Consider the following 20,650-nt stretch of genomic DNA (forward strand, 5'->3'; position numbering starts at 1 on the left):
GGTATACAATGCGCGCCATCGTGATTTAGCTCAAAAAAGGTGCGTCATGCAGCCCTTCGTCATTGCTCCATCGATTCTCTCTGCCGACTTCGCCCGCCTGGGTGAGGAAGTGGACAAGGTGTTGGCCGCCGGTGCCGACTTCGTGCACTTCGATGTCATGGACAACCACTACGTACCCAACCTGACCATCGGCCCGATGGTGTGCGCCGCGTTGCGCAAGTACGGCATCACCGCGCCGATTGATGCGCACCTGATGGTCAGCCCGGTGGACCGTATCGTCGGTGACTTCATCGAGGCGGGTGCGACTTACATCACCTTCCACCCGGAAGCTACGTTGCACGTTGACCGCACTTTGCAACTGATCCGCGAAGGCGGCTGCAAGGCGGGCCTGGTATTCAACCCGGCCACTCCGCTGAGCGTGCTTGAGTACGTGATGGACAAGGTCGACATGGTCTTGCTGATGAGCGTCAACCCAGGCTTCGGCGGGCAGAAGTTCATCCCTGGCACCTTGAACAAGCTGCGTGAGGCCCGTGCGCTGATCGATGCGTCGGGGCGTGACATTCGCCTGGAGATCGACGGCGGGGTCAACGTCAACAATATCCGTGAGATCGCTGCAGCGGGTGCCGATACCTTCGTGGCCGGCTCGGCGATCTTCAACGCCCCGGACTACCAGGCCGTCATCGACAAGATGCGTGCCGAACTGGCGCTGGCGCGTCCATGAGCGGTTTTGAGCAGTTGTTCCCCGGCAAATTGCCACGGCTGGTGATGTTCGATCTGGACGGTACCTTGATCGACTCGGTGCCCGACCTGGCGGCCGCGGTGGACCAGATGCTGCTCAAGCTGGGGCGCAAGCCGGCAGGCATCGAGTCGGTGCGCGAGTGGGTCGGCAATGGCGCGCCGATGTTGGTGCGTCGGGCCCTGGCCAACGACATCGATGCCACGGGCGTGGATGAGGTCGAGGCAGAACATGCCTTGGAGTTGTTCAATGCCGCTTACGAAAGCAGCCACGAACTGACCGTGGTTTACCCCGGCGTGCGTGACACCCTCAAGTGGTTGAGCAAGCAGGGCGTGGAAATGGCCCTGATCACCAACAAGCCGGAGCGCTTCGTTGCGCCGTTGTTGGACCAGATGAAAATCGGGCGCTATTTCCGCTGGATTATCGGCGGCGATACTTTGCCGCAGAAAAAACCAGACCCTGCGGCCCTGTTTTTCGTAATGAAAATGGCCAATATTCCGGCGTCTCAGTCGCTGTTTGTCGGCGATTCGCGCAGTGATGTGCTGGCGGCTAAAGCGGCGGGCGTGCAGTGCGTGGCCTTGAGTTATGGTTACAACCATGGCCGGCCGATTGCGGAGGAGTCCCCCGCGCTGGTCATTGATGACCTGCGACTGCTAATCCCCGGTTGCTTGGGCGCGGGCGCTGAGATAACGTTGCCCGACATTGATTCGTCCCCTTCTGGAAATTCCATCGTGGTGGTCACTCGCAAACTCTGGATGAAAGTCATCAAGGCCCTGGCCCGCTGGCGTTGGCGCGCCTGACTGATCCTGGCCGCGTGTGCGGCACGTTTGCCTACCTGACTTGACCCTCACACCACGAGGCACCTCATGACCCGCGAAGAATTCCTGCGTTTGGCCGCTGCCGGCTATAACCGTATCCCCATGGCTTGCGAAACCCTGGCCGACTTCGATACGCCGCTGTCGATCTACCTGAAGCTGGCCGATGAGCCCAACTCTTACCTGCTTGAGTCGGTACAAGGCGGCGAGAAGTGGGGCCGTTACTCGATCATTGGCCTGCCATGCCGCACGGTGCTGCGGGTGCACGACCATCATGTGAGCATCACCCATGACGGCGTGGAGATCGAAAGCCATGACGTAGAAGACCCGCTGGCCTTTGTCGAAACCTTCAAGGCGCGCTACAACGTGCCGACCATTGCTGGCCTGCCGCGCTTCAATGGCGGCCTGGTGGGGTACTTCGGCTATGACTGCGTGCGCTATGTGGAAAAACGCCTGGGCAAATGCCCGAACCCGGACCCGCTGGGGGTGCCGGACATTTTGCTGATGGTGTCCGACGCGGTGGTGGTGTTCGACAACCTCGCCGGCAAGATGCATGCGATTGTCCTCGCCGACCCCGCCCAGGCTGATGCCTTCGAACAAGGCCAGGCCAACCTGGAAGCGTTGCTGGAAAAACTTCGCCAGCCGATCACCCCGCGTCGCGGCCTGGACCTCAGCCGCCCCCCGGCGGCCGACCCGGTGTTCCGCTCCAGCTTTACCCAGGATGACTACGAGCGCGCCGTCGATACCATCAAGGAATACATCCTTGCCGGTGACTGCATGCAAGTGGTGCCGTCGCAACGCATGTCCATCGACTTCAAGGCGGCACCGATTGACCTGTACCGCGCACTGCGTTGCTTCAACCCGACGCCGTATATGTACTTCTTCAACTTCGGCGACTTCCACGTCGTGGGCAGTTCGCCGGAAGTGCTGGTGCGGGTTGAAGACAACCTGATCACCGTGCGCCCGATTGCCGGCACGCGCCCCCGTGGGGCGACCGAAGAAGCCGACGTGGCGCTGGAAGAAGACCTGCTCAGCGACGAAAAGGAAATTGCCGAACACCTGATGCTGATCGACCTGGGGCGCAACGACACCGGGCGTGTCTCGGAAATCGGCTCGGTGAAACTGACCGAGAAGATGGTCATCGAACGGTATTCCAATGTGATGCATATCGTGTCCAACGTCACCGGCGAGCTGAAGGCCGGGCTGACGGCGATGGACGCCCTGCGAGCGATTTTGCCGGCGGGCACATTGTCGGGGGCGCCGAAGATCCGTGCGATGGAAATTATCGACGAACTGGAGCCGGTCAAGCGTGGTGTCTACGGCGGCGCCGTCGGGTATTTTGCTTGGAACGGCAATATGGACACCGCCATTGCGATCCGCACGGCCGTGATCAAGGACGGCGAACTGCATGTGCAGGCGGGCGGCGGGATTGTGGCGGACTCGGTGCCGGCCCTTGAATGGGAAGAAACCCTCAACAAGCGTCGGGCGATGTTCCGTGCCGTGGCATTGGCAGAGCAAACTCCACAAGACTGAAGCTGGAATAAAAAATGTGGGAGCAGGCTTGCTCGCGAATACAGAGTGTCAGTCGATACATGTGTGACTGATACACCGTATTCGCGAGCAAGCCCGCTCCCACATTAGTTTTTCACCGGTCTTGGGATTTGTTTAGAAATCCAGACTGACTCCGACATTGATGCCTTGCTGGGTCAAGTTGTCATCCTTTCTCACGTTATACGCCGCCCGCAACGCCAGGTCCTGAGTCAGCTTGTGGCTGACACCCAGGCTCAAGCGGTCAGAATTACTGCGAGGCGTATACCCGTCGAGCTTGAAGTCGATCCCCTGCACGCTGTTGAGCGAAATGTTCACCTTCTGGGTGTCATTTTCAAACTCATGCTCGTGGGCCACTTCGCCAAAAACCTGGGTTTGCGGCGTGATGCGGTAGCTGCCTTGCAGGCCGACGCCCAGGCGTTTGGAGTCGCGTTGTTGATCGTCAAAGGTCAGGGCGGTGGAGCGGCTGCTTTTCTCCGAGTAACCATTGACTTCAACCCGCGCGTAATCGGCGCTGATGAACGGCGAGAGGTGCCAGTCGCTGCCCGGCGCGGCGATGTCATACCCCACGCGGCCGCTCAGGGCCCAGAGCCAGCCATCGGTGTCACCTTTCTCCGAGCCTTCGCTGATACCCAGGGCAAACTTGCGTTTGAGGCTGTCGAAGTCCAGCTTGCCGCCGGTCAATGCGGCATCGGCCCACCAGTGGTTCTGCTGATACTGGGCGAATGCCGTGCCCATATAGCTGTTGAGCTTGTAGTCTGAATCATTGGCGCCGGCTTCGAGTGTCTGCCGATACAGGCCGGCGGCAACGCCCACGCGCCAGTTTTCATCGAGCCGGTAGCTGCCACCGATATTCAGGTTATAGCCGCTGCCGTCGCCACTGGCCGAGCTGCTCTGATCATCGAAATCCAGGCGTTGGCCTCCGCCGGCCACTATGGCGCGCCATTGGCCGACGGCTTGCCAGCTGCCGTTGTCTGCTTGCCATTGGTTACGCAGCTCGTCCTGGTGGGCGCGCAATGTGCCTTGGGCCATTTCCGGCAGCAAGGTCAGTTCCCACGGCGCGGCGAGTAGCGAATAGGCGTAGTCGGCAATCAAGCGTTGCCCGGCCACGGTAGGGTGGACCGAGTCGTTGTAGATCAGCTTGGTTGGGTCCGGGTTGGTGCCGCCGATGCCATAGGTTGGGTTGGCGGTGCAACTGTTACCGCTGAAGCAGGTGCCCGTCAGGTTCTGCCCGGTGGCTAGGCCGAAGCGCGCTGGATCGGCGAAGGCCTCGTTCAACAGCAGCGGGATGTTCAGCGGGATAACCTGTGCATCCACTTGTGACAGACGCTGTACCAGGGACTGGTTGAAAATAGTGCTCAGGGCCGAAGTCGCTGCTTGCTGTGGGGTGCCGTTGATGGCCGGCGTCAGGCCCAGGTCGGGTAGCATCCACACCATAATGTAACGCGCGCCGGCTTGTTGCAGGGCCTGGGCGCTGTCCGCCAGCCTGCCGCCGGCGGCGACCGCTTGAGCGGGGCTGAGTACCCGGCCTTGCAGGAAGTCATTGCCGCCACCGGAAAGGAAGTAAAGTGCGTTCGGGTCGGCTCTCCCACCATTAGCCGGCAGATAGCCCTGCCGACTGCGCAACACAGTGCCGCCCCCGGGGTTGCCTGGGGGAATCGCAGCATTGGAGACTGAGGTAATGGAGTCGAGGATATTGTCGGTACGGTAGCCACCCACTGCCCAGTTGTTGCCGTCTGGCAAACCCTGGGCTGCGCGAACCGGTGAGGTGGAAGCATTCAGGTCGTTGGGAGCGACGCCCAGTTTCGTGCCCAGCAGGGTCGATGAGACCAGGCCGTATTCACCCTGGAAGGTCGGCCCGGTTCGGTTGGTAAAGCGCAATGTGGCGCCGGCCGAACCGTCGGGAAACTGGCCTGCATCCGCCAGGCTGTCGCCGAAAACCACCATGGTTGAATAAGGTGACGGGGCTGCGAACGCCTGGGCGCAGGCCAATGACAGGAGGCAGCCGGCAAGGGGCGCGAAAAACGCTGGTCTGAGCATGCAAGATTCCATTGGGTTGTTTTTATGTCGGAAGTGAAACACTAGCAAAATTTCTGGCATTTTCTGTAGGGAAATCCGGAATCCACCTACGTTGCGTCCCCGTATTTGCGGCTCCATATTGCACCGCTGGCGAGCCTACGTTACTGTGCCTGAACGTATGAATGAGACCCTCCCCGTGTTGATCATCAGCAAACTCTTGATGCGAGTAGTCAAGGCACACGCCCGTTGGCGTTGGCGCGCCTGACATTTTTCTCTGCCGGCCTGGCCGGACCTGTACCGATTTGCCTTCTTCACCCGTTGTCTGACGCCCCTTGCCAACTCACCCTGGCAACCGGAACGTGCGTCTGGCAGCGGGTCACACGCTTGGAAGGCGGTCATTTGAAATCAGTGAATTCAAGAGGTTTGAACCCACATGTTGCTGATGATTGATAACTACGACTCCTTTACCTACAACGTTGTGCAGTACCTGGGCGAACTGGGTGCCGAGGTCAAGGTGGTGCGCAACGATGAACTTACCGTTGCTGAAATCGCTGCGCTGAACCCCGAGCGCATCGTGGTTTCGCCTGGCCCGTGCACGCCGACCGAGGCGGGCATCTCTCTGGAAGCTATCCAGTATTTCGCCGGCAAGCTGCCGATCCTGGGCGTCTGCCTGGGCCATCAGTCCATCGGCCAGGCGTTTGGCGGTGATGTGGTGCGCGCGCGCGAGGTCATGCACGGCAAGACCAGCCCGGTGTTCCATCGGGATTTGGGTGTATTCCATGGCTTGAACCTGCCGGTGACCGTGACCCGTTACCACTCTCTGGTGGTCAAGCGTGAAACCTTGCCCGAATGCCTGGAACTGACCGCCTGGACCCAATTGGAAGACGGCTCGGTCGACGAGATCATGGGCCTGCGCCACAAGACACTGAACGTCGAAGGGGTGCAATTTCACCCTGAATCAATCCTGACCGAGCAGGGCTACGAGCTGTTCGCCAACTTTCTCAAGCAGAGCGGCGGCACGCGCTAAGGACTTTTCATGGATATCAAGACTGCCCTGAGCCGTATCGTCGGCCATCTGGACCTGAGCACCGCGGAAATGAGCGATGTGATGCGCGAGATCATGACCGGTCAATGCACCGATGCTCAGATCGGCGCTTTTATGATGGCGATGCGCATGAAGAGCGAAAGCATCGACGAAATCGTCGGTGCGGTGTCGGTGATGCGTGAGCTGGCGGACAAGGTCGAACTCAAGACCCTCGACGGCGTCGTCGATGTAGTGGGCACCGGCGGTGACGGTGCGAATATTTTCAACGTGTCGACCGCCTCATCCTTCGTGGTGGCCGCCGCTGGTTGCACCGTCGCCAAGCACGGGAACCGCGCAGTGTCTGGCAAGAGCGGCAGTGCCGACTTGCTGGAAGCTGCCGGTATTTACCTGAACCTCACGCCGGTGCAAGTAGCGCGCTGCATCGACAGCGTTGGCATTGGCTTCATGTTTGCTCAGTCCCATCACGGCGCGATGAAGCACGCTGCCGGCCCGCGCAAGGACCTTGGCCTGCGTACCCTGTTCAACATGCTCGGCCCGCTTACGAATCCGGCCGGTGTGAAGCATCAGGTGGTGGGCGTGTTCAGCCAGGCGCTGTGCCGGCCGCTGGCCGAAGTATTACAACGCTTGGGCAGCAAGCATGTGCTGGTGGTGCACTCCAAGGATGGCCTCGACGAATTCAGCCTGGCGGCGCCGACCTTCGTGGCGGAGCTGAAGAACGACGAGGTCACCGAATATTGGGTCGAACCTGAAGACCTGGGTATGAAAAGCCAGAGCTTGCACGGCCTGGCGGTGGAAAGCCCGGCGGCTTCGTTGGAGTTGATTCGTGATGCTCTGGGGCGTCGTAAGACCGAAAACGGTCAGAAAGCTGCGGAAATGATTGTGCTCAACGCTGGCGCAGCACTTTACGCCGCCGACCATGCCTATAGTCTCAAGGAAGGTGTCGCCTTGGCCCACGATGCGCTGCACACCGGCCTGGCTCGTGAGAAGCTCGAAGAGCTGGGAGCATTCACCGCCGTATTCAAGATGGAGAATGAAGGATGAGTGTGCCAACCGTTCTGGAAAAGATCCTGGCCCGTAAGGCTGAAGAAGTGGCCGAGCGCCGCGCCCGCGTGGGCCTGGCCGAGTTGGAAGCCCAGGCGAAAAGCGCCGATGCGCCACGCGGCTTTGCCAATGCCTTGATCGCCCAGGCCAAGCTCAAGCAGCCGGCCGTGATCGCCGAGGTCAAGAAAGCCTCGCCGAGCAAGGGGGTGATTCGCGAGAACTTTGTACCCGCCGAGATCGCCGCCAGTTATGAGAAGGGTGGGGCGACTTGCCTGTCCGTACTGACGGATATCGACTACTTCCAAGGTTCAGACCTGTTTCTGCAACAGGCGCGCGCCGCGTGCAAGTTGCCGGTGATCCGCAAGGATTTCATGGTGGACCCGTACCAGATCGTTGAAGCCCGAGCCTTGGGTGCCGACTGCGTGTTGCTGATTGTCTCCGCATTGGATGACGTGAAGATGGCCGAGCTGGCGGCCGTGGCCAAAAGCGTCGGCCTGGACGTGCTGGTCGAAGTACACGACGGCGACGAGCTGGAGCGCGCATTGAAGACCCTCGATACTCCGCTGGTGGGCGTCAACAACCGTAACCTGCATACCTTCGACGTCAGCCTCGAAACCACCCTCGACCTGCTGCCGCGTATCCCGCGCGATCGTCTGGTGATTACCGAGAGTGGCATCGTCAACCGCGCCGATGTGGAACTGATGGAAATCAGTGGCGTGTACTCGTTCCTGGTGGGCGAGACGTTTATGCGCGCAGAGAACCCGGGGGCGGAGCTGCAGCGCTTGTTCTTCCCGGAGCGCGGTACGACGATCAGCGGTTCGACACTAGACTGATTTGAAATACGCTCGGAACTGTAGGAGCTGGCTTGCCTGCGATAGCGGCGGGTCAGCCAACCTCTGTGTAGCTGACACACCGCTATCGCAGGCAAGCCAGCTCCCACATTGGTTTTGTGTTTATTCAGGTAGGTAGGTGTTCGATGCTCCAGCCCGTGATCATGACTGTCGAAGCAGGCCTTGCCGCCGAGCAAGACCTATTGGCAGCCGTTTGCGCGGGTGAGCAGGCATTCGGATTGCTGTTCTGGCAGCCCAGTGACCAAGCACTGGTCATGCCGCGCCGTTTGAGCCGGCTGTCGGCATTCGCGGTGGCGAGCCAGGTTTCGGCCGATGCGGGTTGGCCGGTATTGCTGCGTGAAACCGGTGGTGAGCCGGTGCCGCAGTCCGGCGCCACGGTCAATATCGCCCTGGTCTATGCCCCACCGCGCAGTGAAAGCGACCAGGGGCGCATCGAAACCGGCTATCAGCGCTTGTGCCAACCGATTTGTGATCTGTTGATCGAGTTGGGTGGCGATGCGTCCGTCGGCGAAATTGACGGTGCCTTTTGCGACGGCCGTTACAACGTCAACCTCAATGGCCGCAAAATGGTGGGCACTGCCCAGCGTTGGCGACAAAGCGGTGGCCGCCCGGTCGGGTTGGTGCACGGGGCGATGTTGCTGGAGAATGATCGTGAGCAATTGATTGCGGCGGTCAACCGCTTCAATCAAGCCTGCGGTTTGGAGCAGCGGGTTCGCGCCGATAGCCATATCGCACTGCACGAAGCGTTTACGGCGCCGGATGCGATCCGTCGGCTCGACACGTTGTACCGTCAGATGCTGGCTGGCTTCCTGCCGGTTTAACGGGTACCGAACACCACCATCGTCTTGCCTTTGACGTGCACCAAGTTGCGTTCTTCCAAGTCCTTGAGCACGCGGCCGACCATTTCTCGTGAACACCCGACAATACGTCCGATCTCCTGGCGCGTGACTTTGATCTGCATGCCGTCGGGATGGGTCATGGCATCGGGTTGCTTGCATAGGTCCAACAGGCAGCGAGCGACGCGGCCGGTGACATCAAAGAACGCCAGGTCGCCGACTTTGCGGGTGGTGTCGCGCAGGCGCTGGGCGATCTGACCGCTCAGGGCGTACAAGATGTCCGGATCATGCTGGGCCAATTCGCGAAATTTTGCATAGCTGATTTCGGCCACTTCGCACTCAACTTTGGCTCGTACCCAAGCACTGCGTTCCTGCTCTTTGCCTGCTTGTTCAAACAAACCCAGCTCCCCGAAGAAGTCTCCGGCGTTGAGATAGGCAATGATCATCTCACGGCCATCCTCATCCTCGATCAGGATGGTGACTGAGCCCTTGATGATGAAAAACAGGGTTTCTGAGCGCTCGCCGGCGCAGATGATGTTGTGCTTGGCCGGATGACGTCGGCGCTGGCAATGCAGCAACAGCTTGTCGAGGTTCTTGATCTTGGGTGTGGGAGTAAGAGCAACCATGGTTGTATCCCGAAAAGACTGCGCGGTGTAGTTGGCGTTGTTTTTATCCAGCGGCATCTCATTGATATACGCTGTACAAGTCATGGCAATGCGCCATTCATTTGGCGCCAGCTTACCAGACACCTTCTGTCGCGATTAGCCAATTTAGCGGCAAACGCTGTCATTTATCGAATTTATGCAGAGCGCTGTTGTTTCAAGGCCCTGTGCTAAGCTGGCGACCCTTTTTTAGCAGTGGAGTCTGGGCGATGAAGGCACGCATCCAATGGGCGGGCGAAGCCATGTTCCTCGGTGAGTCGGGCAGCGGCCATGTGGTGGTCATGGACGGTCCGCCGGAAGCCGGCGGTCGTAACCTGGGTGTACGCCCCATGGAAATGTTGCTGCTGGGTGTGGGCGGTTGCAGCAATTTTGACGTGGTCAGCATCTTGAAGAAGTCCCGCCAGGCCGTAGAAAGCTGCGAAGCCTTCCTGGAAGCTGAACGCGCCACTGAAGACCCCAAGGTTTTTACCAAGATCCATATGCATTTCGTGGTCAAGGGCCGGGCGCTAAAAGAAGCCCAGGTCAAGCGTGCCATCGAGCTGTCGGCAGAGAAGTACTGCTCAGCATCGATCATGCTGGGGGCTGCGGGCGTGGTCATTACCCACGACTACGAAATCATCGAGCTGGGTTGATTACAGCAGGCAAAAGAAAGGGCGCTTCGGGCGCCCTTTTTTCGGTTCAGATTCGATAAGTGCTTTTGGTCATGACCTTGGCCAACAGGCTCATGCCGAACCGTACCGGGGCTGGAAAGCGGAAGCCGCCCGCGTCCAGCGCGCTTTCTGCATGGTGCTCTTCGTCAATGCGCATCTGCTCAAGAATGGCCCGTGACTTTTCGTCTTCGGCCGGCAGTTGCTCCAGGTGTTCATCCAGGTGCTTGCACACCTGATGTTCTGTCGCGGCCACAAACCCCAGGCTGACTTTGTCACTGATCAGCCCGGCAGCCGCGCCGATACCAAACGACAAGCCATAAAACAGTGGGTTGAGCACGCTGGGATGGCTGCCCAACTGGCGGATGCGTTGTTCGCACCAGGCCAGGTGGTCGATCTCTTCCTCGGCCGCATGCTCCATCGCCACGCGCACTTGCGGCAACTTGGCGGTCAGCGCCTGGCCCTGGTACAGCGCCTGGGCACAGACTTCACCGGTATGGTTGATGCGCATCAGGCCTGCGACGTGACGGGTGTCGGTCTCGCTCAACTGTACATCCGGCTGCACGATGGCGGGCGATGGGCGGTAGGGCTGGCCACTGAACGGCAGCAGGGTGCGCATGGCCATGTCGGCTTGCAGCAACAGACGGTCAATCGGCGAGTAGTGACGTTGGGTAGTCATGCTGACCTCCGGGAAGAATCTCGGCGGCCAGTTTACCGCAAGAGAGCGTCCAGCGTTTGTGCTGAGTCAATTTGCCCTTGTGCACTCAGCCCGGTGGCCAGTTCATCTGGCGCTGACCCAGCACGTGCATATGGATGTGGTAAACGGTTTGCCCGCCGTCTTCATTGCAATTCATCACCACACGAAAGCCTTTTTCGCAGCCTTGTTCCACGGCCAGGCGTTGGGCGGTGAACAGGATATGGCCGGCCAGCGCCTTATCGTCCTCGGTCAGGTCGTTGAGGGTACGAATGGGTTTTTTCGGGATAACCAGGAAATGCACTGGTGCCTGGGGGGCGATATCGTGAAAAGCCAGGACTTGGTCATCTTCATAGATGATCTTCGCCGGTATTTCCCTGTTGATGATCTTGGTGAACAGAGTATCCACAGCTGTATCTCCATCGTGAAAAGTGAGGTAAGTGTACGTAGGCCGTCAGCGCGGGCAATAGGCCTTGTTGATGGCTCCGGCAATTTTGCGGGTCAGCCAGCGGGGGCTCAGGCGTGGGCTGAACGTCAGCCAACGATTGCGGCGCCCGGGAATGATGATGGCCTTGTTCTTTTCCAGCGCCCGCACGGTGTAGAGCGCGACTTCTTCCGGGCTCATCAGTTGCTGGCTGCGGTCGAGTTTCGCCGTATCCATCTGCGCGGTGCCGAAGAATGCGGTGCGCGTAGGGCCAGGGCACAGCACTGAAACCTTGATGCCGCAGGTCTTCAATTCCTCGCGCAACCCTTCGGAGAAGTGCAGCACGTAGGCTTTGCTGGCGTAGTAGCTGCTCATCCACGGCCCAGGCTGGAAGGCCGCGACCGAAGCCACATTGAGGATTTGCCCGCCGCCATGCAGGGCCATGGCATTGCCCAGTGCGTGGCACATGCGGGTCAAGGCCAGGATGTTGACTTCGATGAGGTCCTGCTCGGTCATCCAGTCCTGGGCCAGGAACGGCCCGCTGGTGCCGATGCCGGCGCAGTTGACCAGCAGGTCGATCTGTCGCTCACCCTCTTCGAGCTCCAGCAAAAAGCCGGACAAGCGCAGCGGCTCGCCCAAATCACAGGCGCGAAACAGTACCTCGACGCCGAAGCGTTGGGTCAATTCCAATGCAATGCTTTCCAACTGATCACGCTGGCGGGCCACCAGAATCAAGCTACGGCCACGCCGTGCCAAGGCTTCGGCCAATGCCAGGCCGATGCCACTGGAGGCGCCGGTGATCAGAGCGTAACGGGTCATGCCTTTCTCCATCGCAACGCCGCCGGCCCATGACAGTGCGTCACAGGCGGCGGGCGTTTCTTCACTGTTCTGGAGAGTCTACAGGTTCGGCTGCATCGTCAGCACTTTGCGCTGCGGCTTCGTCAACGATAGCGCTTTGATCGGCGTCTGCATCGGAGGTGATGGAGCTGCTTTCGTAGCTGCTGTCCATGTTGGCTTCAAGCTGGTCCAGGTAGCCGTTCATGCCCAGGGTGACGACGATGATGAGCATCAAGGGAATGAACGCCAGCCACAGCGAGGCCAGGATTTTCACCGCAGTGGAGTTGCGTGGTGGTGGCGCGCCGTATTGGTTGGCGCCCGTGTTGCCTGGCAATACCAGCAACAGCAGCGGGAAAACACTGTTAACCAGCGGAACCAGGTTGAGCAGGTAAAGCCAGCCAGACCAGCCCAGGTCATGCAGGCGCTGCACGCCGATTTGCACGCTCACCACTACCAGTGCCACAAACAGCGCGAAACCCAGCAGTGAGCCAATAATGATGGCGATGGTTGGCGAGGCTGTCGCCACCGCGAAGCCCACCGTACTGATGATGCCCGCTGCCACCAACATCGCGACGGTCAGTGCCAGCGTCCAGGCCAGGTAGCGCAGGCGCCCGATGCGCCCGTGGATGGTGAAGACCTTGAGGGTTGCGAACTCCGGCAGGTCGTCGCCAACGGCAGCGCGTGGGGGAGCATAAGGTGAGGCGGCGGCGCGGTCAGCGGTTGACGAGCTTGTTTCGTGGGTTTCTGCCAGGCTGAATGCCACAGGTTGTTCGGCCTCGATGCGAGCGTCGACCCCGGCGTTGTGCAGTGCCGTGAGGTAAGTTTGCGCGTCGGGGTGGGACAGGTCGCGCTTGAGCGCGACGGGGCGGCCGGTGAAGAGCTTTTCGATCGCTTCAACATCGCTTTTGAATAACTCGGCGAGGTTCAGCTTGGCGGTGGTGCTTTCGACACCTGGGCGCAAGGCTCCGTCAAACACAATCTTGAAACGGCTGTCGCTCATGCGGGCATCCTTGTCACTTAATCAGGGAGAGTATGCAGGCCTGTCCAATCGGCAGGCCTGCCAGTGGGTCAGCGTGGCCAGCGCAGTTGCGCGGCGTGCTCGCGTGCTTTGCGGTATTCGGCATCCAGGCGGGCAACGAGGTCATCCACACTGGGTACATCATTGATCTCACCGACGCCTTGGCCAGCAGACCATACAGTTTTCCACGCTTTGGCCTCATCGCTCAATGGCTTGAGCTTGGAACCGAAGTTGACTTCACCTTTGCCTTGAAGCGCAGCGAGGTCAAACCCGGCATTTTCCAGGCTCTGGCGCATGAAGCTGGCAGGTACGCCGGAGACTGCTGGAGTGTGCACGATGTCGGCGGCGCGCGATGTGAGCAGCATCTCCTTATACGCATCCGGTGCCTGGCTTTCGGTGGTGCCGATAAAGCGCGTGCCGAAATATGCCAGGTCTGCCCCCAGCACCTGGGCGGCGAGGATTTCGTGCCCATGGTTAAGGCAGCCCGCCAGCAGTAGGGTTTTGTCGAAGAACTGGCGAATTTCGGCAATCAGTGAAAAGGGGCTCCAGGTGCCAGCGTGGCCACCCGCACCAGCGGCGACGGCAATGAGGCCATCAACACCCGCTTCAGCGGCTTTCTCGGCATGGCGTCGGGTAGTGACGTCATGAAATACCAGGCCGCCGTAGCTATGAACCGCGTCCACCAACTCCTTTACCGCACCGAGACTGGTGATGACGATGGGCACCTTGTGCTCGACGCAGATCGCCAGGTCTGCCTCCAGGCGCGGGTTGCTGTTGTGCACGATCAGGTTCACGGCATAGGGCGCAGGGTTGTCCAACTGAGCCAGGCCCGCTTCGATTTCTTCCAGCCAGGCCTTGAAGCCACAGCTTTCGCGTTGGTTGAGCGCCGGGAAACTCCCAACTACCCCGTTGCGACAGCAGGCCAGGACCAGTTGCGGATTAGAGATCAGAAACATCGGCGCGGCCACCACGGGCAGGCGCAGACGTTGTTCCAGCAGAGCGGGCAGCGACATTGGAGGTTCCCCGAGTAATTGACGTTAGAACGGTTTGACCACGACCAAAATTACGATAGCCAGCAATATCAGAACCGGGACTTCATTGAACCAGCGATAAAAGACATGGCTGCGGGTGTTTTCGCCACGGGCGAAGCGCTTTACCTGTGCGCCGCACATGTGATGGTAGCCAATCAGCAGGACGACCAGGGTCAACTTGGCGTGGATCCAGGCGCCCGACTGGAAAATGCCGGGGTTGAGGGCCAGCATCCAGATGCCGAAAACCAGTGTGGCAACCATCGCAGGGCCCATGATGCCCCGGTACAACTTGCGCTCCATGATGCTGAAGCGTTCCTTGCTGACGGTGTCTTCGCTTTGGGCGTGGTAGACAAACAGGCGCGGCAGGTAGAACAGCCCGGCAAACCAGCAAACGATGCTGACGATATGGAAGGCTTTGACCCATAGATAGAGCATTTTAGTTATTCCCAGGTTCACGGTAGCGAAGATAGTAGTGGCTCATGCGCCCGTACGTCACGTTGACGGTTGTCGCAGGACGATACGGCCCCTATTATCGACGGCTTTCCAGTGGGTTCGTTGAGGGCAGGTTTATGGTCAAGGTCGGTATCGTCGGCGGCACGGGTTACACCGGTGTCGAATTGCTGCGTCTGTTGGCTCAGCATCCGCAAGCTGAGGTGGTGGTCATCACTTCCCGATCCGAAGCCGGGCTGGCCGTGGCCGATATGTACCCGAACCTGCGAGGCCACTATGACGGTCTGGCGTTCAGTGTGCCGGACACCAAGACTCTGGGTGCCTGCGACGTGGTGTTCTTCGCCACGCCTCACGGTGTCGCCCATGCTCTGGCCGGTGAGTTGCTGGCGGCCGGTACCAAGGTTATCGACTTGTCGGCAGACTTCCGCCTGCAAGACGCCGATGAGTGGGCCAAGTGGTACGGCCAGCCCCATGGTGCGCCGCAGCTGTTGGAAGAGGCGGTTTACGGCCTGCCGGAAGTCAATCGCGAGCAGATCAAGCAAGCACGCCTGATTGCGGTGCCGGGTTGCTATCCGACGGCGACGCAATTGGGCCTCCTGCCATTGCTGGAAGCTGGCCTGGCGGATGCGTCGCGGCTGATCGCCGACTGTAAGTCGGGCGTCAGTGGTGCGGGCCGTGGCGCGGCGGTCGGTTCTCTATACTCCGAAACGTCGGAAAGCATGAAAGCCTATGCGGTAAAAGGTCATCGTCACTTGCCGGAAATTCGCCAGGGCCTGCGCCGCGCTGCCGGCCAGGATGTGGGTCTGACCTTCGTGCCGCACCTGACGCCGATGATCCGCGGGATTCACTCCACGCTGTATGCGACTGTCACTGATCGCTCGGTAGACCTGCAGGCGTTGTTTGAAAAACGTTATGCCAATGAGCCGTTCGTCGATGTGATGCCGGCCGGCAGCCATCCGGAAACGCGCAGCGTGCGTGGTGCCAATGTGTGCCGTATTGCGGTGCATCGTCCGCAGGATGGCGACCTGGTGGTGGTGTTGTCGGTGATCGACAATTTGGTCAAGGGCGCTTCGGGCCAGGCGGTGCAGAACATGAATATCCTGTTCGGCCTGGACGAGAAGTTGGGCCTGTCCCACGCGGGGATGTTGCCTTAACGCGGGATCACCGTTGCGCAAAAGGCCCTTTGATCGGGCCTTTTGCATTTTTAATGGTCGCTGGGCGGATTGATATACCGTAACAATAGTTGACCGCTTTTCTAGGAGAAGCGGATAATACCCGCCATTACGCATATGGCGGCGCTACGCCGGGAGATTATCAGCATGAGCGTTGAGTCCTTCACCCCCACGTCTTTGCAATTCACCCACGGTGCTGCGCACAAGGTGAAGAGCCTGGTCGATGAAGAGGGTAATGATCGCTTGAAGCTGCGCGTATTCGTTACGGGCGGCGGTTGTTCAGGGTTTCAGTACGGTTTTACCTTCGATGAAGATGTGGCCGATGACGACACTATCGTTGAGCGCGAGGGTGTAAGCCTGGTCGTGGATCCGATGAGCTTCCAATACCTGGCAGGTGCCGAGGTGGATTATCAGGAAGGTCTGGAAGGCTCGCGTTTCGTGATCAAGAACCCTAATGCCACCACGACGTGTGGTTGCGGGTCTTCGTTCTCGATCTGATCGGTAGCAGATACAAAAACGCCGCTTGGCTTTTACGGGCCAAGCGGCGTTTTGCTGTCTGGGGTTCAGGCGGGGTAGATCGCGCCAAGCACTCGAAGCCCACGTGCGCCAGTGACGCTGGGACGATTGGCGGCAATGCCTTCAAGGCAGCAATGGGCCAGCCAGGCGAAGGCCATTGCCTCTACCCAGTCAGGGTCTACGCCATAGGCCGCTGTAGTGCTGACATGGGTAGAAGGCAGCAACGTTGTCAGCCTGCCCATCAGTGCCCCGTTATGGGCGCCGCCGCCGCAGATCAGCAAGGTTGTTGTGTCAGTCTGGGCGCTTTGCAGGGACTCGACGATGGTCAGGGCCGTCAGCTCCAGCAGGGTGGCCTGTACGTCTTGGGGTTCAAAGGTGGGCAAACGGCCAAGGTGCTGCTGCAGCCAGGCCAGGTTGAACACCTCTCGGCCCGTGCTTTTCGGGCCTTTGGTCATGAAGAACGGATCGCTGAGCAGCGTATTGAGCAGCTGGGGCTGGACCTTGCCGCTGGCCGCCCATTGCCCGTCCCGATCAAAGTGTTCTCCGCGCTGCAGGTGAATCCAGGCATCGAGCAGCACGTTCCCCGGGCCGCAGTCGAAACCGGCGACAGGCTTGCCCGTCTCGATCAGGCTGAGGTTGCTGAACCCGCCGACATTCAATACCGCGCGATTGCCCGTCTGCTCGCCGAACAAGGCTTCATGAAAGGCTGGAACCAAAGGAGCGCCTTGGCCGCCGGCAGCGACATCGCGGCTGCGGAAGTCGCTGACGACAGTGATGCCTGTCAGTTCGGTGAGTAGGGCAGGGTTGCCGATCTGAACGGTGAAGCCTCGGGCGGGTTCATGGCGAATCGTCTGGCCATGACTACCAATCGCCCGAATGTCCTGAGGCTTGAGGTTTTGTTGCTCCAGCAAGGCGATGATCCCTTGTGCAGCGAGCGTCACCCATTGCTGCTGGGCAATTGCCGAACGGGCGATTTCATCCGGGCCGCTGGCGCATAGGCTCAGCAGTTCTGTGCGCAAGGCGTCGGGCATTGGGATATAGCGAGTGGCGATCAGATTGATCGCCGCGCCTTGTTCGATAAGGGCGATATCCAGGCCGTCGAGGCTGGTCCCGGACATCACACCGATATAGAGCGGCATACCTTAACGCTTCGCCGAAGCCAGCAAGGTGGAGCGCTCTTGATCCATCCGTGCCATCAGCGGCTGGCTCTGCTGCATGAAGCGCGCGCGTTCGGCCTTGGCAATCGGGTCAGCCATTGGGAGCTTCTGGCCCAGTGGGTCGACGTGTACGCCGTTGACCTGGAACTCATAGTGCAAGTGCGGGCCGGTGGAGAGGCCGGTGGTACCGATGTAACCGATCACTTGGCCCTGTTTCACGTTGCCGCCAGTCTTGACGCCCTTGGCAAAACCTTGCATGTGGCCGTACAGCGTGCGGTACGTGTTGCCGTGCTGGATGATCACCGTATTGCCGTAACCACCACGACGCCCCGCCAACAAGACCTTGCCGTCGCCTGCCGCTTTGATTGGCGTGCCACGCGGCGCGGCATAGTCGACACCCTTGTGCGCGCGAATTTTGTTCAGAATTGGATGCTTGCGGCCCATGGAGAAACGCGAGCTAATACGGGCAAAGTCAACGGGGGTACGGATGAAGGCCTTGCGCATGCTGTTGCCATCAGCTGTGTAGTAGCTGCTGTTGCCCTGTTTGTTGGTGTAGCGCACGGCGGTGTAGGTTTTGCCACGGTTGGTGAAGCGTGCAGACAGAATGTTGCCAGTGCCGACCACTTTTCCGTTGGCTACTTTCTGCTCGTAGATCACGTCGAATTCGTCGCCTTGACGGATGTCCTGAGCGAAGTCGATGTCGTAGCCAAATACGCTGGCCATGTCCATGGTCATGCTATGCGAGAGGCCCGCACGCGCGGCCGATTGCGACAGGGAGCTGTTGATCACGCCGTGTACGTAGGCGGAACGCATGACGGGTTTGGTGGTGATTCGGTTGAATGCGAAGCCTTTGGCGCCTTTGCTCAGGCTGATACTTTCCAGGTCACTGATGCTGGTGTGCAGGTTGTTCAACTGGCCGTCTGGCGTCAGCTCAAATTCAAGCTTCTGGCCACGTTTGAGCTGAGTGAATTGCTTGGCTTGCTTATCGCTGGCGAGCACTTCATTTACAGCGGCGGCAGGCAACCCAACCTTTTCGAACAGGGTAGATAGTGTATCGCCTTTGCCCACGATGACTTCGCGATGCTGGGGATTCTTGGCTGCGGCTGCTGCAGGTGCTTCCTGGGCGGCTTGCTGGGTGTCTTCGGGAGTGCTTTCGATCTGTGCGAAAGGTGACTCAGTTGCAGTGTTTGTGGCTTGTTGAGCGTCGGAAGCGTCTTGATCTTGTGTCAGTTGTTCAACTGGGCTTTCCAGATCGAGGCTCAGGGATGTTCGTTTGGCTTCAACGTCACTGGAAGGGAATACCAGCAGTGCCAGGCTGAGAAGGGCGGCGATACCACTTGCGGCGAGCAGGTGGGTCTTCGGGTAAAGCGGCGGCGCTTTAGACGGTTCAGTGGTCATAAGTAATTTTGACTTTGAAGATGAAATGGAAAAGATGAATGACATGATGAAGATGAAATAACTGTATAAAATATAACCAAATCATCTGTGGCGCAAGCTCGCGAACGCTGGGCTTGCTGAACGGTGTCCGTGCGCAGGGCAAAACTTGTAATTAGTCCCTGATCTTGTATGGTTGGTTCCCTTTTGAATCTGAGCCTTGCGGGTCTGTTATGAAGTCGGTTGAAGAGCAGCTAGCGCTGATAAAACGTGGTGCGGAAGAACTGTTGGTCGAGGCCGAGCTGATCGAAAAGCTCAAGCGTGGCCAACCCCTGCGTATCAAGGCTGGCTTTGATCCGACCGCGCCGGATCTGCACCTGGGTCATACCGTGCTTATTAATAAGCTGCGTCAGTTCCAGGAGTTGGGCCATCAGGTCATCTTCCTTATAGGTGACTTCACCGGGATGATCGGTGATCCAAGCGGCAAGAGCGCTACGCGCCCGCCGCTGACTCGCGAACAGGTGCTCGATAATGCCGAGACCTATAAGACCCAGGTATTCAAGATTCTTGACCCAGCCAAGACCGAGGTGGCGTTCAACTCCACCTGGATGGACAAAATGGGGCCGGCAGATTTCATTCGCCTGACGTCCCAGTACACTGTGGCGCGCATGCTCGAGCGCGATGACTTCGACAAGCGCTACTCGACCAATCAGCCAATCGCCATTCATGAGTTCCTTTACCCGCTGGTTCAAGGGTACGACTCGGTGGCGCTGCGTGCGGATGTCGAGCTGGGTGGCACCGATCAGAAGTTCAACCTGCTGATGGGGCGTGAATTGCAGCGCGCCTATGGTCAGGAGGCTCAGTGCATTCTGACCATGCCATTGCTGGAGGGCTTGGATGGCGTCAAGAAGATGTCCAAGTCCCTGGGTAACTATGTCGGTATCCAGGAAGCGCCGGGTGTGATGTACGGCAAGCTAGTATCTATTCCGGATGCGCTGATGTGGCGCTACTTCGAGCTGTTGAGCTTCCGCTCGATGGACGAGATCAATGGGCTGCGTGCGGATGTCGAGGCGGGCGCTAATCCTCGCGATGTGAAGATTAAGCTGGCTGAAGAAATCGTTGCGCGTTTCCATGGTGAGGAGGCTGCGGCCAGCGCTCACCGTGCGGCAGGTAATCGCATGAAAGATGGCGAGCTGCCTGACGATCTGCCCGAGATTGAGCTGACTGCTGCCGAGGCGATGCCGATTGCCGCTGTGCTTAATAAAGCTGGCCTGGTGAAGAATTCAGCGGTCGCGCGTGATCTTTTGGGGGCCGGCGGTGTGCGTATAGATGGTGAGGTGGTTGATCGCACCTTTATATACGAGCTGGGCGCCACTCACGTTTGCCAGGCGGGCAAGAAGGCATTTGCGCGAATTACGCTCAAATCCGAATAAGTCTGAAATAGCTGTTGACGGCGAATTATATCTGTCTATAATTCGCCCCACTTCCGGCGCAGTCGAAACGGAAAACTCCTTGGTAAACAATGAGTTACGCAGTTCTCGACAGCAAGTTGCTTCAGTTCATCGAAGCTAAAAGGAAGTTGAAAAAGAGGTGTTGACAGCAGCGTGTAACGCTGTAGAATTCGCCTCCCGCTTACGAGAGATCGCAAGCGCAAGTGGTTGAAGTTGTTGAAGAAATCTTCGAAAACTTCTGAAAATAACCACTTGACAGCAAATGAGGCTGCTGTAGAATGCGCGCCTCGGTTGAGACGAAAGATCTTAACCAACCGCTCTTTAAC

22 protein-coding genes are annotated in these 20,650 nt (G+C 59.1%); 11 read left to right on the forward strand and 11 right to left on the reverse strand.

The annotated features are described in order from the left end of the window. Nucleotides 1-46 precede the first annotated feature (46 nt). The 3 genes from rpe (at nucleotide 47) to trpE (ending at nucleotide 3,084) form a co-directional block, all read left to right on the forward strand. On the forward strand, nucleotides 47-721 hold the full coding sequence (gene rpe / locus BT199_RS21580; protein ID WP_003194703.1) for a ribulose-phosphate 3-epimerase: 675 nt from the start codon (nucleotides 47-49) through the stop codon (nucleotides 719-721). Further along, nucleotides 718-1,536: a phosphoglycolate phosphatase gene (locus BT199_RS21585; protein ID WP_044269436.1), complete on the forward strand. Its 819-nt coding sequence runs from the start codon at nucleotides 718-720 to the stop codon at nucleotides 1,534-1,536. The genes rpe and BT199_RS21585 overlap by 4 nt, the downstream gene beginning before the upstream one ends. 66 nt (nucleotides 1,537-1,602) lie before the next feature. Further along, nucleotides 1,603-3,084, forward strand: a complete 1,482-nt coding sequence (trpE, locus tag BT199_RS21590; RefSeq protein WP_019817793.1) for an anthranilate synthase component I — start codon at nucleotides 1,603-1,605, stop codon at nucleotides 3,082-3,084. 132 nt (nucleotides 3,085-3,216) lie between these two features. Here the strand turns inward: trpE and estP are convergent, their stop codons facing one another. Next, entirely contained in the window at nucleotides 3,217-5,139 is a 1,923-nt protein-coding gene (gene estP / locus BT199_RS21595; protein ID WP_072435437.1) for an esterase EstP, read from the reverse strand. 412 nt (nucleotides 5,140-5,551) lie between these two features. On the opposite strand from estP, the gene BT199_RS21600 reads away from it, so the two are divergent. The 4 genes from BT199_RS21600 (at nucleotide 5,552) to BT199_RS21615 (ending at nucleotide 8,876) form a co-directional block, all read left to right on the forward strand. Beyond that, entirely contained in the window at nucleotides 5,552-6,145 is a 594-nt protein-coding gene (locus tag BT199_RS21600; protein ID WP_014720169.1) for an aminodeoxychorismate/anthranilate synthase component II, read from the forward strand. A gap of 9 nt (nucleotides 6,146-6,154) precedes the next feature. Continuing rightward, a complete protein-coding gene (gene trpD / locus BT199_RS21605) occupies nucleotides 6,155-7,204 on the forward strand; it encodes an anthranilate phosphoribosyltransferase (protein WP_003194694.1) in 1,050 nt (349 codons plus the stop codon). Beyond that, complete coding sequence (gene trpC, locus BT199_RS21610; protein ID WP_014720168.1) at nucleotides 7,201-8,037, forward strand: indole-3-glycerol phosphate synthase TrpC; 837 nt, start codon at nucleotides 7,201-7,203, stop codon at nucleotides 8,035-8,037. Before trpD ends, trpC begins: the two co-directional genes overlap by 4 nt. Before the next feature lie 143 nt (nucleotides 8,038-8,180). After that, nucleotides 8,181-8,876, forward strand: coding sequence for a lipoate--protein ligase family protein (locus tag BT199_RS21615; protein WP_072435438.1), 696 nt, complete (start codon nucleotides 8,181-8,183; stop codon nucleotides 8,874-8,876). On the opposite strand, the gene crp is transcribed toward BT199_RS21615, so the two are convergent. After that, nucleotides 8,873-9,517, reverse strand: coding sequence for a cAMP-activated global transcriptional regulator CRP (gene crp, locus BT199_RS21620; protein ID WP_014720166.1), 645 nt, complete (start codon nucleotides 9,515-9,517; stop codon nucleotides 8,873-8,875). The two genes, BT199_RS21615 and crp, sit on opposite strands and share 4 nt — an antisense overlap. Nucleotides 9,518-9,762: 245 nt before the next feature. Between crp and BT199_RS21625 the strand changes: the two genes are divergently transcribed. Next, a complete protein-coding gene (locus BT199_RS21625; protein WP_003194686.1) occupies nucleotides 9,763-10,185 on the forward strand; it encodes an OsmC family protein in 423 nt (140 codons plus the stop codon). Between the two features lie 46 nt (nucleotides 10,186-10,231). Here BT199_RS21625 and coq7 read toward each other — a convergent pair whose 3' ends face one another. The 6 genes from coq7 to hemJ all read right to left on the reverse strand — a co-directional run bounded on the left by coq7 (nucleotide 10,232) and on the right by hemJ (nucleotide 14,639). Next, on the reverse strand, nucleotides 10,232-10,879 hold the full coding sequence (coq7, locus tag BT199_RS21630; RefSeq protein ID WP_014720165.1) for a 2-polyprenyl-3-methyl-6-methoxy-1,4-benzoquinone monooxygenase: 648 nt from the start codon (nucleotides 10,877-10,879) through the stop codon (nucleotides 10,232-10,234). A gap of 85 nt (nucleotides 10,880-10,964) precedes the next feature. Further along, complete coding sequence (locus BT199_RS21635; RefSeq protein ID WP_003194682.1) at nucleotides 10,965-11,303, reverse strand: histidine triad nucleotide-binding protein; 339 nt, start codon at nucleotides 11,301-11,303, stop codon at nucleotides 10,965-10,967. A 45-nt stretch (nucleotides 11,304-11,348) separates the two neighbouring features. Beyond that, nucleotides 11,349-12,137: an SDR family NAD(P)-dependent oxidoreductase gene (locus BT199_RS21640; RefSeq protein WP_003194680.1), complete on the reverse strand. Its 789-nt coding sequence runs from the start codon at nucleotides 12,135-12,137 to the stop codon at nucleotides 11,349-11,351. A gap of 61 nt (nucleotides 12,138-12,198) precedes the next feature. Continuing rightward, nucleotides 12,199-13,155: a DUF805 domain-containing protein gene (locus BT199_RS21645; protein WP_032903899.1), complete on the reverse strand. Its 957-nt coding sequence runs from the start codon at nucleotides 13,153-13,155 to the stop codon at nucleotides 12,199-12,201. 68 nt (nucleotides 13,156-13,223) lie between these two features. Further along, a complete protein-coding gene (locus tag BT199_RS21650) occupies nucleotides 13,224-14,186 on the reverse strand; it encodes an NAD(P)H-dependent flavin oxidoreductase (RefSeq protein WP_038451719.1) in 963 nt (320 codons plus the stop codon). Nucleotides 14,187-14,210: 24 nt separating this feature from the next. Continuing rightward, entirely contained in the window at nucleotides 14,211-14,639 is a 429-nt protein-coding gene (hemJ, locus tag BT199_RS21655; RefSeq protein WP_003194674.1) for a protoporphyrinogen oxidase HemJ, read from the reverse strand. Between the two features lie 134 nt (nucleotides 14,640-14,773). Here hemJ and argC point away from each other — a divergent pair, with 134 nt between their 5' ends. Together argC and erpA are read left to right on the forward strand one after the other, a co-directional pair. Then, a complete protein-coding gene (argC, locus tag BT199_RS21660; RefSeq protein WP_072435439.1) occupies nucleotides 14,774-15,808 on the forward strand; it encodes an N-acetyl-gamma-glutamyl-phosphate reductase in 1,035 nt (344 codons plus the stop codon). A 165-nt stretch (nucleotides 15,809-15,973) separates the two neighbouring features. Beyond that, nucleotides 15,974-16,324, forward strand: a complete 351-nt coding sequence (gene erpA, locus BT199_RS21665; RefSeq protein ID WP_014720161.1) for an iron-sulfur cluster insertion protein ErpA — start codon at nucleotides 15,974-15,976, stop codon at nucleotides 16,322-16,324. A gap of 65 nt (nucleotides 16,325-16,389) precedes the next feature. On the opposite strand, the gene BT199_RS21670 is transcribed toward erpA, so the two are convergent. Together BT199_RS21670 and BT199_RS21675 are read right to left on the reverse strand one after the other, a co-directional pair. Further along, a complete protein-coding gene (locus BT199_RS21670) occupies nucleotides 16,390-17,481 on the reverse strand; it encodes an anhydro-N-acetylmuramic acid kinase (protein WP_014720160.1) in 1,092 nt (363 codons plus the stop codon). Between the two features lie 3 nt (nucleotides 17,482-17,484). Beyond that, complete coding sequence (locus BT199_RS21675; RefSeq protein ID WP_014720159.1) at nucleotides 17,485-18,897, reverse strand: peptidoglycan DD-metalloendopeptidase family protein; 1,413 nt, start codon at nucleotides 18,895-18,897, stop codon at nucleotides 17,485-17,487. A gap of 209 nt (nucleotides 18,898-19,106) precedes the next feature. Between BT199_RS21675 and tyrS the strand changes: the two genes are divergently transcribed. Beyond that, nucleotides 19,107-20,306 (forward strand): tyrosine--tRNA ligase, encoded by a 1,200-nt coding sequence (gene tyrS, locus BT199_RS21680; RefSeq protein WP_072435440.1) that lies wholly within the window; start codon nucleotides 19,107-19,109, stop codon nucleotides 20,304-20,306. A gap of 35 nt (nucleotides 20,307-20,341) precedes the next feature. Here tyrS and BT199_RS27310 read toward each other — a convergent pair. Next, nucleotides 20,342-20,650, reverse strand: a 309-nt coding sequence (locus tag BT199_RS27310; protein ID WP_218189595.1) for a hypothetical protein, incomplete at its 5' end; no start/stop codon positions are given.

It is taken from the genome of Pseudomonas sp. NFR02, assembly GCF_900119375.1.
Classification (GTDB): domain Bacteria; phylum Pseudomonadota; class Gammaproteobacteria; order Pseudomonadales; family Pseudomonadaceae; genus Aquipseudomonas; species Aquipseudomonas paracarnis.